This is a genomic window from Roseateles sp. So40a (assembly GCF_048081605.1).
In the GTDB taxonomy this organism is placed as follows: domain Bacteria; phylum Pseudomonadota; class Gammaproteobacteria; order Burkholderiales; family Burkholderiaceae_C; genus Roseateles.
The window spans coordinates 1,941,329-1,957,063 of the sequence record NZ_CP182288.1 but is presented as its reverse complement, the minus strand read 5'-3'; the positions used below and the strand labels follow the sequence as shown (position 1 = coordinate 1,957,063).

Sequence of the window (15,735 nt, the reverse complement as noted above, 5' to 3'; positions counted from 1 at the left end):
AAGCGGCCCACCCTGAGGACCGCCTGTCTGACGTATTGTTGTTGTGCGACTGATGTGCCCGGGCAGGCTCCCAGCCGTTCCCGCGGTAGAAAATCACAACGGTGGCAAGCATATACGCATCGTTGCTGAGGTAGCTCATGAATAACAACGATGAGCGCCCCTCGATTCACCGCTGGTTACAGCCGTGTCGCTAGAAGGCAACGCGGCGCTTCTCCTGGCAATCCCTAACCCGGGAACGAAAAAAGCGGTGGCATGCCACCGCTTCGTTCATCAGGCCGGAAACGCTCAGCGATCCAGCAGGATGCGCAGCATGCGGCGCAGCGGTTCGGCCGCGCCCCACAGCAGTTGGTCACCGATGGTGAACGCACCGACGTATTCCGGGCCCATCGCCAGCTTGCGGATGCGACCCACCGGGATCGTCATCGTGCCGGTGACGGCGACCGGGGTCAGGTCCTTGATCGTCGCTTCACGGGTGTTGGGCACGACCTTCACCCACTCGTTGTCGGCGGCGATCATCGCCTCGATGTCGGCCAGCGGCACATCCTTGCGGAGCTTGAAGGTCAGCGCCTGCGAGTGGCAACGCATCGCGCCCACGCGCACGCAGAAGCCATCGACCGGCACGGCCGGCGAGCCGAAGCCCTCGCCCTGGCCGAGGATCTTGTTGGTCTCGGCCATGCCCTTCCATTCTTCCTTGGAAGTGCCGTTGCCCAGGTCCTTGTCGATCCACGGGATCAGCGAACCGCCCAGCGGCACGCCGAAGTTCGCCGTTTCCTCGGCCGACAGCGAACGCTGCGTGGCGATGACCTGACGGTCGATCTCGAGGATGGCGCTCTTGGGATCGTCCAGCAGCGGGCGCACGGCCGCGTTCAACGTGCCGTACTGGGTGAGCAGCTCGCGCATGTGCTGCGCGCCGCCGCCCGAGGCCGCCTGGTAGGTCTGCGTGGACATCCATTCCACCAGGCCCGCCTTGTACAGCGCGCCCACGCCCATCAGCATGCAGCTCACGGTGCAGTTGCCGCCGATCCAGTCCTTGCCGCCCTTGGCCAGCGCGTTCTTGATGACCGGCATGTTGACCGGATCCAGCACGATCACGGCGTTGTCGGCCATGCGCAGCGAGGACGCGGCATCGATCCAGTGGCCGTTCCAGCCCGCGGCGCGCAGCTTGGGGTAGACCTCGTTCGTGTAATCGCCACCCTGGCAGGTGATGATGATCTCGCAGCGCTTGAGCTGGTCGATGTCGAAGGCGCTCTGCAGCGCGGTCTCGTTCCTGGCGAAGGCCGGGGCGGTCCCGCCCGCGTTCGAGGTGCTGAAGAACAGCGGCTCGATCAGATCGAAATCGCGCTCCTGCGCCATGCGGTCCATCAGCACCGAGCCGACCATGCCGCGCCAGCCCACCAGTCCAACCAAAGTCGTCATTTGCGTTCCTTGAAGAGGCCCGGCACTGCACTGGCCGGGCAAGTCGCCCAAAACACCGTCACAAACCCTGCGGAGCCTGCCCGGCTCGCTTCGCCGGGTTTGTGAGAGGGGGCGAGACGAACCGGAGCGGACTAGCTCTTGATGGTTTTGGTCGTGGCAATGGTGGACGTGGTCGTGGTCTTGCCCGCGAGGATCGCGGTCACGACGGCATCACCCATCTCGCGGGTGCTCACCTTCTGGGTGCCCTCGCTCCAGATGTCCGCGGTACGCAGACCCTGGGCCAGTACGGATTGAACCGCCGACTCGATACGAGCGGCGGCTTCGGGCTGGTTGAGGGAGAACTTGAGCATCATGGCAGCGGAGAGGATTGTAGCCAGCGGATTGGCAATCCCCTTCCCTGCTATATCGGGCGCGCTGCCATGACTCGGTTCGTACAGACCTTTGTTGTTCTTGTCCAACGAGGCACTGGGCAACATGCCGATCGAGCCGGTCAGCATCGCGGCCTCGTCCGACAGGATGTCGCCGAACATGTTGCCGGTGACGACCACGTCGAACTTCTTCGGCGCCTTGACCAGCTGCATCGCGGCGTTGTCCACGTACATGTGCTCGAGCTCGACGTCCGGATAGTCCTTGTGGACCTCGGTCACGACGTCCTTCCAGAACTGGAAGGTCTCCAGCACGTTGGCCTTGTCGACCGACGTCACCTTCTTGTTGCGCTTGCGCGCGGCCTGGAAGGCGACATGGGCGATGCGCTCGATCTCGGGGCGCGAGTAGCGCATCGTGTCGAAGGCTTCCTCGCTGCCGGGGAAGTGGCCGTCGACGGCGGTGCGGCGGCCGCGCGGCTGACCGAAGTAGATGTCGCCGGTGAGCTCGCGGATGATCAGGATGTCCAGGCCCGCGACGAGTTCCGGCTTCAGGCTGGACGCGTGGGTGAGCTGCTCGTAGCAGATCGCCGGGCGGAAGTTGGCGAACAGGCCCAGCGCCTTGCGCAGGCCCAGGATCGCCTGCTCGGGGCGCAGCGCGCGCTCGAGCTTGTCGTACTTCCAGTCGCCGACCGCGCCGAACAGCACGGCATCGGCCTCGAGCGCGAGCTTGAGCGTGGCCTCGGGCAGCGGGTGGCCCTCGGCCTCGTAGGCGGCGCCGCCCACGGGGGCGGTTTCCATCTCCAGCGGCAGCTCGAGCGCGTGCAGGACCTTGACGGCCTCCGCGACGATTTCGGTGCCGATGCCGTCACCCGGCAGGACTGCGATCTTCATGGACTTCCCTTTGGCAATGGGCAATTGGCGAGCGCCGCGTGGCGCTCAGCGCGGAATTCGGTGATTCAGCCACGGCTTGGTGGCGATGCGTTCGGCCTCGAAGGCCTTGATCTTGTCGGCGTGACGCAGCGTCAGGCCGATGTCGTCGAAGCCGTTGAGCAGGCAGTACTTGCGGAAGGGCTGCACGTCGAAGGGCAGCTCCTCGCCGTCGGGCTTGACGACGACCTGACGCTCCAGGTCCACCGTCAGCTGGTAGCCGGGGAAGGCGAAGACCTCGTCGAACAGGCGCGCGACCTGGGACTCGGGCAGCACGATGGGCAGCACGCCGTTCTTGAACGTGTTGTTGAAGAAGATGTCGGCGAAGCTCGGCGCGATCAGCGCGCGGAAGCCGTACTGCTGCAGCGCCCAGGGCGCGTGCTCGCGGCTGGAGCCGCAGCCGAAGTTGCTGCGCGCGATCAGGATCGAGGCGCCCTGGTAACGCGGCTGGTTGAGCACGAAGTCCGGGTTGGGCTTGCGGCTGGCGGGATCCTGGCCGGGCTCGCCATGGTCCAGGTAGCGCCACTCGTCGAAGAGATTCGGGCCGAAGCCGCTGCGCTGGATCGACTTGAGGAATTGCTTGGGGATGATCGCGTCGGTGTCGACGTTCTCGCGATCCATCGGGGCCACGAGGCCCTTGTGCACGGTGAACTTGTCCATGTCTTGCTCCTGCGTGCGCGCGCTCAGGCGATGCGGCGGACGTCGACGAAGTGGCCTTCCATCGCGGCGGCCGCGGCCATCGCCGGGCTCACCAGATGGGTGCGGCCGCCGGCGCCCTGCCGGCCCTCGAAGTTGCGGTTGCTGGTGGAGGCGCAGCGCTCGCCCGGCTCGAGCCGGTCGGCGTTCATCGCCAGGCACATCGAGCAGCCCGGCTCGCGCCATTCGAAACCGGCGGCCTTGAAGATCTGGTCCAGGCCCTCGGCCTCGGCCTGCGCCTTCACGAGGCCCGAGCCCGGCACCACCAGCGCCAGCTTGACGTTGGCGGCGACGCGCCCGCCCAGGCGCTTCACGACGGCGGCGGCCTCGCGCATGTCCTCGATGCGGCTGTTGGTGCAGCTGCCGATGAAGACCTTGTCGATGCGGATGTCGTTGATCGCCTTGTTGGGCTCCAGCGCCATGTACTGCAGCGCGCGCTCGATGGCGCCGCGCTTGACGGCGTCCTTCTCCTTGTCGGGATCGGGCACGCGGTCGTCGATGGACAGGACCATCTCGGGCGAGGTGCCCCAGGTGACCTGCGGGCGGATCTGCGCGGCGTCGAGCTCGACCACCGCGTCGAAACGCGCGCCCGGGTCCGAGTGCAGCGTGCGCCAGTACTGCACCGCCTGGTCCCACTCGACGCCGGCGGGCGTGAACGGGCGGCCCTTGACGTACTGGATGGTCGTGTCGTCCACGGCGATCAGGCCGGCGCGCGCGCCCGCCTCGATGGCCATGTTGCAGACGGTCATGCGGCCTTCCATCGACAGCGCGCGGATCGCGCTGCCGGCGAACTCGATCGTGTAGCCGGTGCCGCCGGCGGTGCCGATGCGGCCGATGATGGCCAGCACGATGTCCTTGGCGCCGACGCCGGGCATGACCTGGCCCTCGACCTGGATCAGCAGGTTCTTCGCCTTCTTGGCCAGCAGCGTCTGCGTGGCCAGCACGTGCTCGACCTCGGAGGTGCCGATGCCATGCGCCAGCGCGCCGAAGGCGCCGTGCGTGGAGGTGTGGCTGTCGCCGCACACGACGGTCATGCCGGGCAGCGTGGCGCCCTGCTCCGGGCCGATCACGTGGACGATGCCCTGGCGCTTGTCGCTCATCTTGAACTGCGTGATGCCGAAGCGGTCGCAGTTCTTGTCCAGCGTGTCGACCTGCAGGCGCGACACCGGATCGGCGATGCCCTGGCTGCGGTCGGTGGTGGGCACGTTGTGGTCGCTGACGGCCAGGTTGGCCGACAGGCGCCAGACCTTGCGGCCGGCCAGGTCCAGGCCCTCGAAGGCTTGCGGACTCGTGACCTCGTGGACGAGGTGGCGGTCGATGTACAGGACGGCGGTGCCGTCGTCCTCGGTGTGCACCACGTGCTCGTCCCAGAGCTTGTCGTAGAGCGTGCGGGGGGCTGCGGAGATGTTGGCGGTCATGGGATGGCTCTCCATCACTTCAGGAATCGGGGGCTCACTTGGAGCCGCCCTTGGAAACTGGCGGGTTCGTGGCCTGCGCGGCCGCGGCCTCGGCCTTGGCGGCCGGGCACAGCGCGTCGACGAAGCGCTGCACGACGGTGGGCAGCCGCTCCTGGCGGGCCACCCCCAGAACATAGTCGCGCTGGGCCCAGGCTTCATCGAGCGTGAGCCGGCGCACGTCGAAGACCTGCGCGAAGCGGCGCGCCGGCGCGTCCGGCAGCACCGCCACGCCCATGCCGGCCTCGACCAGCTGCGCGATGGCGTCGAAGCCGCGCACCTGCAGCCGCGCCTTGAGCGTGCGGCCGCGGGTCATGGCTTCCTGCAGCATCAGCTCCTGGGCGGCGGCGCCGCTGTGCAGGCCGACGAGGTCATGCTCCAGCAGGTCGTCGAAGCTGACGGACTCGCGCCCGGCCAGCTCGTGCGCGGCGGGCACCAGCACCGCGAGGCGGCCGGTGCGGTAGGACCAGGTCTGCAGCCGGTTGTCCAGCAGCGGCGTGGTGAAGACGCCGACGTCCGCGCGGCCCTCGGCGACGGCGGCCTGGACCTCGGCGCTGGTCTGGTCCTCCAGGCTGATGCGGATCTGCGGATGGGCCTGCGAGAACGCGGCCAGATCAGGCGGGAGCGCCTCGGCGATCGCGCCGGCATTGGCGGCGATGCGCAGGTGGCCCTTGATGCCGCGGGCGAACTCGACGACCTCGCTCTCCAGCGCGTGCAGCGACGCGTGCAGCGAGCGGATGTGGCGCACCAGCGCGCGGCAGGCCTCGGTGGGCTCCACGCCCCGGGCGCGGCGTTCGAAGAGCTGCACGCCCAGGCGCGTCTCCAGGTCGGAGATCCGCTTGCTGGCGGCGGCCAGCGCCAGGTGCTCGCGTTCGGCTCCGCGGGTGATCGACCGGGTCTGTTCGATCGCCAACACGAGGTTCAGGGTGGTGAGGTCGAGGCGCATGGTCTGGCGGCGGCTAGGTTGAACTTTAGCCTTCGCCCGAAAGCGAAGACTACCGGCGTTCATGATAACCACTTCGCCGTCGACGAAGCCTCGAAATGATGCGCGCGGCCGGAAGCCGAGACGGCCTGTGGCGCAAAAACACGTCAGGTGGATCAGCACATTTAGGTCAGTCGGCGACGGATTCCAACAAAAGTTGGCTAGTGCCTGATGCCCAGGGTCAACCCGAAGATCCGGCCACCCCCTACCAACCACCTCGGAATCATCATGAACACCCACATCTTGCGTAGTACCGCCGCCGCCGCCCTGGTCGCCACCGGCGCCCTCACGATGAGCCCGCCGGCCCAGGCGCACGGCGCCCCGGAGTTCCCGGTCGGCCGGGTCTACAACTGCTACAAGAACCCGTCGCTGCCGGCCTGCCAGGCGGCCATCGCCTACGGCGGCCCGCAGGCCATCTACGACTGGAACGGCGTCAACCAGGGCCAGGCCGCCGGCAATCACCAGGCGGTGGTGCCGGACGGCAAGCTCTGCGCGGGCGGTCAGGAGAAGTTCAAGGGCTTCGACCTGCCGCGCGCGGACTGGCCCGCCACGCCGTATTCGCCGGGTGCGGACGGCAAGTACGAGTTCCGCTATTTCGCCTCCGCCCCGCACCGCACGCTGAACTGGACCTTCTACCTGACGCGTGACGGCTTCGACCCGTCGGCGCGCCCGCTGCGCTGGTCCGACCTGGATCGCGTGGCCCAGCTCGGCCCGGACCAGATGCAGACGGTGGGACAGAACTACCTGATGCGGCTGAGCCTGCCCAAGCGCACCGGCAAGCATGTCCTGTACTCGATCTGGCAGCGCTCGGACAGCGGTGAGGCGTTCTATGGCTGCTCGGATGTGGACTTCGGCGGCACGGGCACGACACCTCCGGCCATCCCGTCGTCGCTGACGCAAATTGGCCAGGTGGCGGCGGCACAGGACCTGCCCGCGCAGAGCACGGCCACGCTGCGGGTGTTCGACAAGAACGGCGCCGACCTGGAGAAGATCACCACGACGCTGACGGCAGCGACGGCCAAGGCCGACTGGCTGGCACGGGTGGCGACGCTGACCAACGCGGGCTCGGCCTACGTGAAGATGGGCGCGCTGCAGGGCGGCGTGGTCGTCGTGCCGAGCGGCGCCGCGCAGATGGATGTGTATGCGTTGCAGGCCAACAGCGGCGTGCGTTTCGCACTGGACACCCAACTCCCCAGCACCACGCCGCCGACCAACCCGCCGGTTGTCGGCGACACCTGGGTGGAAGGCGCGACCTACAAGGTCGGCCAGGTCGTGAGCTACCAGGGCAAGCAGTACCGCTGCCTGCAGGCGCACATCGCCTACAAGGGCGCCGGCTGGATGCCCAACGCGGTGGGGACGCTCAACATCCTGTGGAAGGCGATCTGATCGGCGGCGTCAGTCGACGTCCTTGCTCGTGTCGCCGGGCTTGACCGAAGACACCGAGCTGAAAGCACAGGGGGCAGGAGGACCTCTCCGCCCCCTGTCCACCGCTTGCGTGACGCTCGTTACGTCTTCCCGACTTGTATTGGTCTGCTTGAGGTCTTATTGTGGTCCTGCTTTGGTGCTGTGTCGGGCCACGCGTTGAAGCACATCAACCACCGTCAAGGAGACATTCCATGCACATCCGTGCCCGACTGGGCGGCGCCTTCGCGCTCGCCTCCCTCGCCTCGCTCAGCGGCGCCCTCGCCGCGATGCTCGCCCCCACCGCTGCCCTGGCCCATGGCGCCCCGGAGTTCCCGATCGCGCGCCAGTACAACTGCTACAAGAACCCTTCGCTGCCGGCCTGCCAGGCCGCGATCGCGTACGGCGGCGAGCAGGCCATCTATGACTGGAACGGCGTCAACCAGGCCGCCGCCAACGGCAACCACAAGGCCGTCGTGCCCGACCTCAAGATCTGCGCGGGCGGCCAGGAGAAGTTCAAGGGCTTCGACCTCGCCCGTGCGGACTGGCCCACGACGGCCTATGCGCCGGGCGCCGACGGCAAGTACGAGTACCGCTACAACGCCACCGCGCCGCACCGCTCGCTGAACTGGACCTTCTTCCTGACGCGCGACGGCTGGAACCCGAGCGCCTCGCCGCTGCGCTGGTCGGACCTGGAGCAGGTCCAGCAGCTGGGCCCGGATCAGATCATCACCTCGGGCAAGACCTACACGATGAAGCTGACCCTGCCGCGACGCAGCGGCAAGCACGTGCTGTATTCGGTCTGGCAACGCGCCGACAGCACCGAGGCCTTCTATGCCTGCTCGGACGTCGACTTCGGCGGCGGCACCACGCCGCCGGGCACACCGTCGGACCTCAAGCAGATCGGCCAGGTCTCGGCGGCGCAGGACCTGCCGTCGGGCAGCCAGGTCAAGCTGCGCGTGTTCAACACGGCCGGCAACGACCTGGAGACGATCTCGGTGTCGCTGACCGCGGCGGCGACCAAGGCCGTGTGGCTCGGCCAGATCGCGACCAAGGTCAACCAGAGCTCAGGCTACGTGAAGGTGGGGTCGCTGCAGGGCGGCTCGGTCGTGGTCCCGAGCGGCGCGACGGTGATGGACGTCTATCTGCAGAACGCCAACTCGGGCGCGAGCTACGCGATGGACGTGATCCTGCCGACGACGCCGCCGACCACCCCGCCCGGCACGACGGCCTGGACCGAAGGCGCGAGCTACACGGCCGGCCAGGTGGTGAGCTACGCGGGCAAGAGCTACCGCTGCCTGCAGGCGCACACGGCCTACGTCGGCGCGGGTTGGAACCCGGCCTCGTCGCCGACGCTGTGGCAGGCGATCTGAGGCTCAGCCCAGCCGGACTTCACCTGACCTGAGCGAATCAGGCCACCCCGCGCGCCGCAGGCGCCGGGGTGGCCGGACAGACGACGTCCAGCCAGCCTCCCGCCAACCGACGGATATGGGGATGGACACGGGCGCCGTCCGTCCTGACATCGAAGAGCACATCGTGCCTCTGCTGCACCCTCGCCAGGGAAAAGCCGAGCTGGCCGCCCAGACTGTTGTCGAACATGAGCGTGGCGTCAGCAATCGACGCTGCATGGCCGATCGCCGCCCGCGTGCGATCGAAGCGCTGCAGCAGTTTGTGGAGCGGCACGTTGTGCCCGCCCTGCTCGACGCGCTGCCCCACGCGGGTGATCGACAGGTTCACGTGCGCAAGCCCCACGAAGACCAGCACGACGAAGTAGCCCTCGCGCTGCATCTCGATGATGTCGTCTGCCTTGGAGTCGACTTGACCATCCGGATGACGCACGAAGTGCGAGAACACGGTCTCGAAGGCAAAGGGCAGCCCTTCCCGCATCACCAGCGTCTTGAAGGCCCGAACGCCCTCTTGTGACAGCCGCGCCCACCGGTCGTCGTCATTGCGCAGCTTCTGCGCCCACGGCGGCAGCGGCGATTGAAGGGGCAGGATGGAGGACGTCAGATGGTCCGCGTTCAACAGCGGCATCTGCAAGGTCGGCCCCAGCTTGTCGCGCCAGAGAGTCGACTTCCCCGAACCGTTATGCCCGGCCAGCACGATCGCCATGGGCTTCTTCTGGCCCTTGCCCAACCCTCGCAAAAGGCTGGACAGGGACGGCGCCCCGCGTGCCGTCATTTCGCCGGCAGTGGCTCGAAGTGTCCGTGGATCAAGCGGCCGCGCTCGCGTTTGCCTTGCGCCGTCCGCCGGATCAGGATCGTCGGATCATTGGGATCCACCGCGTAGACGAAACTCGTGTTGCTGCCGGGAGGGAACACCGTCTTGCGGGAGACACCCGGACGCTCCAGCGCCGCGCCGACCTTCTTGATCAGGCTGCTGGTCTGCTCATCGCGCTTGACGCGCTTGATGGCAGCGGACTTGCCTTCCGAGGTGTCGATGAGCGCCATGCCGCCGGAGAACACGGCCATCGCCGTCCCCCGCACCGTCGCCGACTTGGCGGGTTTGCGGGTCTCGATCTTCTTAAGGCTGCTGTTGGACGACATGGTGAGGTGCGAAGTAGGCCTGAATTGTGCCACCGGCACTGAGCGGACGCGGATACGGCCGGGTCCGCCGCGCCACCGCGAATCAGAGCCCCAGCACGCTGCGGCCCACCGCTTCGGCGACCTCGATGCCGTCCACGCCGGCGGACATGATGCCGCCGGCGTATCCCGCGCCCTCGCCCGCCGGATACAGGCCGCGCACGTTCAGGCTCTGGTAGTCCTTGCCGCGCGTGATGCGCAGCGGCGAGGACGTGCGCGTCTCCACGCCCGTCAGCACCGCGTCGTTCATCGAGAAGCCGCGGATCTGGCGCTCGAAGGCCGGCAGCGCCTCGCGGATCGCCGACAACGCGTACTCGGGCAGGCTGCCGAAGCCCTTCTGCTGCAGGTCCGTCATCGTGACGCCGGGCTTGTAGCTCGGCTCGACATTGCCCAGCGCCGTGCTGCGCTGACGCTTCACGAAGTCCCCCACCAGCGCGGCCGGCGCCTTGTAATCGCCCTCGCCCAGCTCGTAGGCGCGCGATTCCCAGAAGCGCTGGAACGCGAAGCCGTCCAGCGGGTTCACCGTGCTGCCGTCCTTCTTCCCGTCCTGGCGATAGTCCTCGGGCGAGATGCCCACGACGATGCCGGCATTCGCGTTGCGCTCGGCCCGCGAGTACTGGCTCATGCCGTTGGTGACGACGCGGTTCGGCTCCGAGGTCGCCGCCACCACCGTGCCGCCCGGGCACATGCAGAAGCTGTAGACCGATCGCCCGTTCTTCGCGTGATGGACGAGCTTGTAATCGGCCGCGCCCAGGATGGGATTCCCGGCGTTGGGACCGAAGCGCGCCGTGTCGATGATCGACTGCGGATGCTCGATCCGATACCCGATGGAGAACGGCTTGGCTTCCATGTAGACGCCGCGCTCATGCAGCATCGTGAAGGTGTCGCGCGCGCTGTGACCGAGCGCCACGATCACGTGATCCGCGCGGATCTGCTCGCCCGAGGCCAGCGTCACGCCGCGCAGGTGCTGCTGACCCTCGGTGCCGGGTTCGATCAGCAGGTCCGTGACCTTCTGCTGGAAGCGGATCTCGCCGCCCAGGCTCTCGATCTCGGCGCGCATCTTGATGATCATGCTCACCAGCCGGAAGGTCCCGATGTGGGGCTTGCTGACGTAGAGGATCTCCTCGGGCGCGCCGGCCTTGACGAACTCCGTCAGCACCTTGCGGGTCAGGAAGCGCGGATCGGAGATCTGGCTGTAGAGCTTGCCGTCGGAGAAGGTGCCCGCGCCGCCCTCGCCGAACTGGACGTTGGATTCGGGGTCGAGCACGCTTTCGCGCCACAGGCCCCAGGTGTCCTTGGTGCGCTCGCGGACCTGCTTGCCGCGCTCCAGCACGATCGGGCGCAGGCCCATCTGGGCCAGGATCAGCGCGGCGAACAGGCCGCAGGGGCCGAAGCCGATGACCACGGGACGCAGGCGCTCGCCGGTCGAGGCCGCGGCGGCGAAATCCGCCGGCGCCTGGCCGACGAAGCGGTAGCTCGTGTCGGGCGAGGGCTTGATGTGCGTGTCGCCGGCATGGCGCTGCAGCAGCGCGGTCTCGGCGGCGGCATCACCGACCTCGCAGTCGATGGAATAGATCAGGACCATCGCGGTCTTCTTGCGGGCGTCGTAGCTGCGCTTGAAGACGGTGAAGGCGGTGAGCTGCGCGTCCGGGATGCCGAGTCGGTCGACGACGGCGGGGCGCAGGGCCTCCTCGGGGTGGTTGAGGGGCAGGCGGAGTTCGTTGATGCGGATCATGGCGATTGATCGAGCAAGGAAGAAACGGTCAGCAGAAAGCAAAACAGGCCCCGCCGCGGGGCGTGGGCCTGTCGTCAGGTCGATGGGGTCTTGCTCCCCGCGACCTCAACCCGAGTGCGGACGCTTGCCCGGGTTCTTCTTCGAGCGGGTGTGCGAGCCGCGCTCGAGGCTGCTCTTCTGGCCGCGGTTCGGGGTGATGGTCACGCCCTTGGGGGCGGCGGGACGGGGGGAAGCCTTGCGGTCGGCTTCGGTGACGATCTTGTTGCCCATGTTGGCTCCGGTAATGAACGAGAGACACCTGCCCGAAGTCACAGACTCACCGGCCTCGGGCCCACCTGGGCGACCGGTTGCCTTGAGCAGCGTCGGAAATACGGTGAAGGGCGGGAGTTTACACGTTCCCGAGCCATTGACTCCCGCGAGCCAGCTACCGCGACGACGAGCCAGCGCCCCTGGCCCGCCAGATCAGCCAGGCCGCGATGCCTAGCGCCCAGGCCGACCCGAAGTAATGACCCAGCGCGTCCTCGAACGACGTGGCCTGCAATCCGGCGCCGATCCGCAGATTCCATACGGCGGCGCACGCCAGCGCCACGGCGCCGGCCCCATACGCGATCCTCATTCCCGACCTCATCCCAACCCAGTTTTCTTATGGGCGGAACTGTAGAGGCCGCAAGCCCGCTCGCGTCCCCCGACCTACCCAAATCGGGGGAGGGAAAGCAGGAGGATGTGCGGCAAATGTGGCGGGATCGGCCCAGGAGCTCGACCGTCGCGCTCACTCGCCGACGTGGCCGCCGGCGTCCAGCGCGGGCGGACGCAGCAGGTCGGCGTCCACGCCCATGGCCTCGCTGGCCCGTTCCACGGCCTGCCAGAGCTCGGCGGGCATCGCCAGGATCGCCTCGGGCGTCGGGGATCGGGCGATCCAGGCATCGATCTCCTGATGCTGTTCAGCCGTGATCAGGTCGAGGTTCAACATCTCGTCGATGGTCTTCACTGCGCGTCCTTGCTCGGTCAGGCACCGGTCGGGCGACGATCTGGCGACCGCCGCTCGGCCCCTTCGACGGGGCGTGCCGCCGCACAGGGTACCAGTCCGGATGGCTGGCTCGCCGATTGCCCTGCGAACAATCCCGGCAGAGATGCCGCGAACGCCGTTCGGCAGGACTGGCCATGAAACCGATCAGCCTCGCATTCCTCGCTTCCTCGGCGACGGTCGTCGCCGCGGCGGCTTTCGCCCAGACCCAGGCGCCGGGCGCGGCGCCCATCGACCCGGCCGCGGCCCGCCGCCAATCCGGCACGGTCGGCCCGCCGCTGGACGCAGCCTCGACCGCGCCTGTCCCGAGTGCTCCCGTGACGCCGCCGGCCTCCGCCGCGCCCGTGGAGCCCCCGCCCGACGCGGCGCCCGCCCCAGCCGCCGATGAGCGCCCGCAACGGCCCTCGCGACGCGCCAGCGGCCGGGTGACCGAACCTGGCGAGCGCTCCGGCGCGCTGCGCATCCGCCCCGACCGCAACTGACCTCCACGTGGACTGCTGCCCATGACGCCTGAGACCCCGCCCTCGCCCACTCCCAGTTCAGCACCTGCCGCCCCGGACGGCCCCTCGGGTACGCCGCGTGACGTCGCCGCCGAGGAGACGGTGCCGGTGTTGCTGCGGGGGTTCTCGGTGGTGCATGCGGCGCTGGCGTTGCTGTTCACGCTGATGGCGTTGATGCTGCTGGCGATCGCTGCCAAGGAGATGTGGGCGGCGCTGCATGCGGACTGGGACGATCAGGCCGCGCAACTGGTGATCGAGGCGATGGGCGTGCTGGCCGCGGCCGTGGTCGCGCTGCAGATAGCGCAGACGGTGACCGAGGAAGAGGTGATCCGCACGGCCCACATCAGCGCGCCGACCCGGGTTCGGCGCTTCCTGTCGCGGTTCATGGTCGTGATCGTCGTGGCGCTGGCGATCGAGGCACTCGTGGCGACCTTCCGCGCGGCGCATTCGGATTCGACGCTGCTGCTGCATGCGGCGGCGATGGTGCTCGCCGTGGGCGCGCTGCTGACCGGCTGGGGCCTGTTCATCCGGCTGAACCGCGCGGCCGAGGAACTCGAGCCCGAGGCCATGCAGGAAGCCAAGCGAGAGGATCACAAGCTCAAGTGAGCGGTCTCCCAACTGGCGCCACCCGATCAATCCTTCTCGAACGGCATCGTGTCCTGGAAGTCCTGCGCCTCGACCTTGCGGGCGACCAGGCGCGCGCAGCCCTTCAGGCGCGAGAGATCCTCACCCTGCAGGCCCGGATTGGGGTGGGCGCTGAAGCAGCACACCGTGCCAAAGATCCGGCCGTCGGACAGCACCACCGGGGCGCTCAGGTGCGCGCCGATCGGGATCGGCGTGTCCGGGAGCTGGTATTGCGCCGCGACCGCCGACGCATTGGTCATCAGCTCCGGCGCGCGGCCCTCGACGATGCGCTGGCAATAGCTCTGCTCCAGCGGCGCGGAATCCCCCACGTGCACGCCGATCTCCGAATGCCCGTCCACGAATCGGAACACCCGCTCCCCGTCCTGGAACTCGGACACGAACACGACGTCCATGTGCAGCTGCTGGCGAAGACCGCACAGCACGTCGGTGATGCGGGCGTCGAGCTCGGGATCGAAGCTGTCCGACGTCGCGGCCAGCAACTCGGAAATGGCGACATCCAGGGAATGAGCGGTGAACGGTCGGTCGTACATCAGCGTCAAGGACAGAGGCAACAGCGGCGGCGTACGCCGCAAAGGAGGACGGATGCTAAACCCATTGCGGCCTAGCGCTCGCCGTCCGCGTGCGTGAGCCGATACAGCCCGACGTCGACACGTCCGGCGAGGAAGCCTGCCTCGCAATAGCAGAGGTAATAGGTCCACAGGCGTCTGAACGCCTCGTCGAAACCCAGGGCCTGGATCGCTGGCCATTCGGCGAGGAATCGCCGCCGCCATTCCCGCAGCGTCAGCGCGTAGCCGCGGCCGAATCGCGACTCGGTGGTGAGGCGAAGGCCCGCGCGGCGCGCCTCCGCCGCCATGCGCTCCGGCGTCGGCAACATGCCGCCCGGGAAGATGCAATGCTGGATGAAGTCCGGGCTGTCGCGATAACGCTCGAACTGCGATTCGTCGATCGTGATGGCCTGCAGCACCGCCACGCCGCCAGGCTTGAGGCGATCCTTCAACGTGGCGAAATAGGTCGGCCAGTAGGCCTCGCCGACCGCCTCGATCATCTCGATCGAGACGATGCGGTCGAACTGGCCGCTGATGTCGCGGTAATCCTGCAGTCGCAGGTCGACCTCGGGCGCCACGCCGTACTGGGCAGCGCGCTCGCGGGCGAAGGCGAGCTGCTCGGTGGACAAGGTCACACCAACGACCTCGACCCCGCAGCGCCGCGCCAAGGTCGCGGCCAGCGTGCCCCAGCCACAGCCGATCTCCAGCACGCGCTCGCCCGCACGGGGATCGAGCAACTCGACGATGCGGTCCAGCCGTTGGGCTTGGGCCGATTCCAGGGTCTGCGACGAGCCCTCACCCCCCGCCCTCTCCCGCTGCGCGGGCGAGGGGGCCAAGAGGGCCTCGTCTTCCACGTCAGCAGTCGAGCGGGCCTCCTCCGCGTCATAGATCGCGCTGGAATACAGCATCGATTCATCGAGCCAGCGCGCGTAGAACTCGTTGCCGAGGTCGTAATGCGCGGCGATGTTGTGCCGGCTGCCGCGCCGCGTGTTGGCGTTGGCCCGATGCCGCCACCGGGCCAGCCATCGCGCCGGTCCGCGCGACTCGATCACGCCCAGCGCGGCTTCGTTGGCCAAACCGAAACGCAGCAGCTCGGTCAGGTCCGCGGACGACCAGTCACCATCGCGATAGGACAACGCCAGCCCCAGGTCGCCCTGCAGCAGCAGGCGCCACGCCGGGCGCCAGCGATGGAGCCGGAGTTCCGCGCGGGGGCCGGGGGCCGCGCCCACCACCTCGATCCGCCGTCCGTCGGGCAGCGTGAGCGACAGCTGGCCGTGGCGCACGCGCGCGAGCAGGCGCCGCAACGGCGCGTGCCACGGAGACAGGCGATCGCCCGTCAGCGTCGTCGTCGCCGTCGCAGTAGCCGTCGCTGACGTTGTTGTTGTTGTCGACGTTGTCGTCGTCGACGACGGTGCGGTCAGGGTCGAGCTCGAATCGTGATGCATGAGGGTCTCGAGAGGTCG

16 protein-coding genes are annotated in these 15,735 nt (G+C 68.2%); 4 read left to right on the top strand and 12 right to left on the bottom strand.

The annotated features are described in order from the left end of the window. Positions 1–285: 285 nt before the first annotated feature. The 5 genes from asd to ACNI65_RS09045 all read right to left on the bottom strand — a co-directional run bounded on the left by asd (position 286) and on the right by ACNI65_RS09045 (position 5,804). Entirely contained in the window at positions 286–1,416 is a 1,131-nt protein-coding gene (gene asd, locus ACNI65_RS09065; protein WP_416762512.1) for an aspartate-semialdehyde dehydrogenase, read from the bottom strand. A gap of 131 nt (positions 1,417–1,547) precedes the next feature. Beyond that, complete coding sequence (gene leuB / locus ACNI65_RS09060) at positions 1,548–2,672, bottom strand: 3-isopropylmalate dehydrogenase (RefSeq protein WP_416762511.1); 1,125 nt, start codon at positions 2,670–2,672, stop codon at positions 1,548–1,550. Positions 2,673–2,717: 45 nt separating this feature from the next. Continuing rightward, positions 2,718–3,368 (bottom strand): 3-isopropylmalate dehydratase small subunit, encoded by a 651-nt coding sequence (leuD, locus tag ACNI65_RS09055; protein ID WP_416762510.1) that lies wholly within the window; start codon positions 3,366–3,368, stop codon positions 2,718–2,720. A 23-nt stretch (positions 3,369–3,391) separates the two neighbouring features. Beyond that, complete coding sequence (gene leuC, locus ACNI65_RS09050) at positions 3,392–4,822, bottom strand: 3-isopropylmalate dehydratase large subunit (RefSeq protein ID WP_416762509.1); 1,431 nt, start codon at positions 4,820–4,822, stop codon at positions 3,392–3,394. A gap of 34 nt (positions 4,823–4,856) precedes the next feature. Further along, complete coding sequence (locus ACNI65_RS09045; protein WP_416762508.1) at positions 4,857–5,804, bottom strand: LysR family transcriptional regulator; 948 nt, start codon at positions 5,802–5,804, stop codon at positions 4,857–4,859. A gap of 264 nt (positions 5,805–6,068) precedes the next feature. Here ACNI65_RS09045 and ACNI65_RS09040 point away from each other — a divergent pair, with 264 nt between their 5' ends. Further along, entirely contained in the window at positions 6,069–7,226 is a 1,158-nt protein-coding gene (locus ACNI65_RS09040) for a lytic polysaccharide monooxygenase (protein WP_416762507.1), read from the top strand. A 230-nt stretch (positions 7,227–7,456) separates the two neighbouring features. After that, on the top strand, positions 7,457–8,614 hold the full coding sequence (locus ACNI65_RS09035) for a lytic polysaccharide monooxygenase (protein ID WP_416762506.1): 1,158 nt from the start codon (positions 7,457–7,459) through the stop codon (positions 8,612–8,614). Positions 8,615–8,651: 37 nt separating this feature from the next. Here the strand turns inward: ACNI65_RS09035 and ACNI65_RS09030 are convergent, their stop codons facing one another. The 5 genes from ACNI65_RS09030 to ACNI65_RS09010 all read right to left on the bottom strand — a co-directional run bounded on the left by ACNI65_RS09030 (position 8,652) and on the right by ACNI65_RS09010 (position 12,546). Further along, positions 8,652–9,422 (bottom strand): zeta toxin family protein, encoded by a 771-nt coding sequence (locus tag ACNI65_RS09030; protein ID WP_416762505.1) that lies wholly within the window; start codon positions 9,420–9,422, stop codon positions 8,652–8,654. Further along, complete coding sequence (locus ACNI65_RS09025; protein ID WP_416762504.1) at positions 9,419–9,787, bottom strand: hypothetical protein; 369 nt, start codon at positions 9,785–9,787, stop codon at positions 9,419–9,421. The genes ACNI65_RS09030 and ACNI65_RS09025 overlap by 4 nt, the downstream gene beginning before the upstream one ends. A gap of 82 nt (positions 9,788–9,869) precedes the next feature. Next, a complete protein-coding gene (locus tag ACNI65_RS09020) occupies positions 9,870–11,558 on the bottom strand; it encodes an NAD(P)/FAD-dependent oxidoreductase (RefSeq protein WP_416762502.1) in 1,689 nt (562 codons plus the stop codon). 105 nt (positions 11,559–11,663) lie between these two features. After that, complete coding sequence (locus ACNI65_RS09015; RefSeq protein ID WP_416762500.1) at positions 11,664–11,828, bottom strand: hypothetical protein; 165 nt, start codon at positions 11,826–11,828, stop codon at positions 11,664–11,666. A 499-nt stretch (positions 11,829–12,327) separates the two neighbouring features. Beyond that, positions 12,328–12,546, bottom strand: coding sequence for a hypothetical protein (locus tag ACNI65_RS09010; protein ID WP_416762498.1), 219 nt, complete (start codon positions 12,544–12,546; stop codon positions 12,328–12,330). A gap of 173 nt (positions 12,547–12,719) precedes the next feature. Between ACNI65_RS09010 and ACNI65_RS09005 the strand changes: the two genes are divergently transcribed. Both ACNI65_RS09005 and ACNI65_RS09000 read left to right on the top strand, forming a co-directional pair. Then, positions 12,720–13,064 (top strand): hypothetical protein, encoded by a 345-nt coding sequence (locus tag ACNI65_RS09005; protein ID WP_416762496.1) that lies wholly within the window; start codon positions 12,720–12,722, stop codon positions 13,062–13,064. 183 nt (positions 13,065–13,247) lie between these two features. Continuing rightward, complete coding sequence (locus tag ACNI65_RS09000; RefSeq protein WP_416763600.1) at positions 13,248–13,688, top strand: hypothetical protein; 441 nt, start codon at positions 13,248–13,250, stop codon at positions 13,686–13,688. 26 nt (positions 13,689–13,714) lie between these two features. Here the strand turns inward: ACNI65_RS09000 and ACNI65_RS08995 are convergent, their stop codons facing one another. Continuing rightward, positions 13,715–14,278 (bottom strand): GAF domain-containing protein, encoded by a 564-nt coding sequence (locus ACNI65_RS08995; RefSeq protein WP_416762495.1) that lies wholly within the window; start codon positions 14,276–14,278, stop codon positions 13,715–13,717. A gap of 50 nt (positions 14,279–14,328) precedes the next feature. After that, a complete protein-coding gene (locus tag ACNI65_RS08990) occupies positions 14,329–15,717 on the bottom strand; it encodes a class I SAM-dependent methyltransferase (protein WP_416762494.1) in 1,389 nt (462 codons plus the stop codon). Positions 15,718–15,735: the final 18 nt, after the last annotated feature.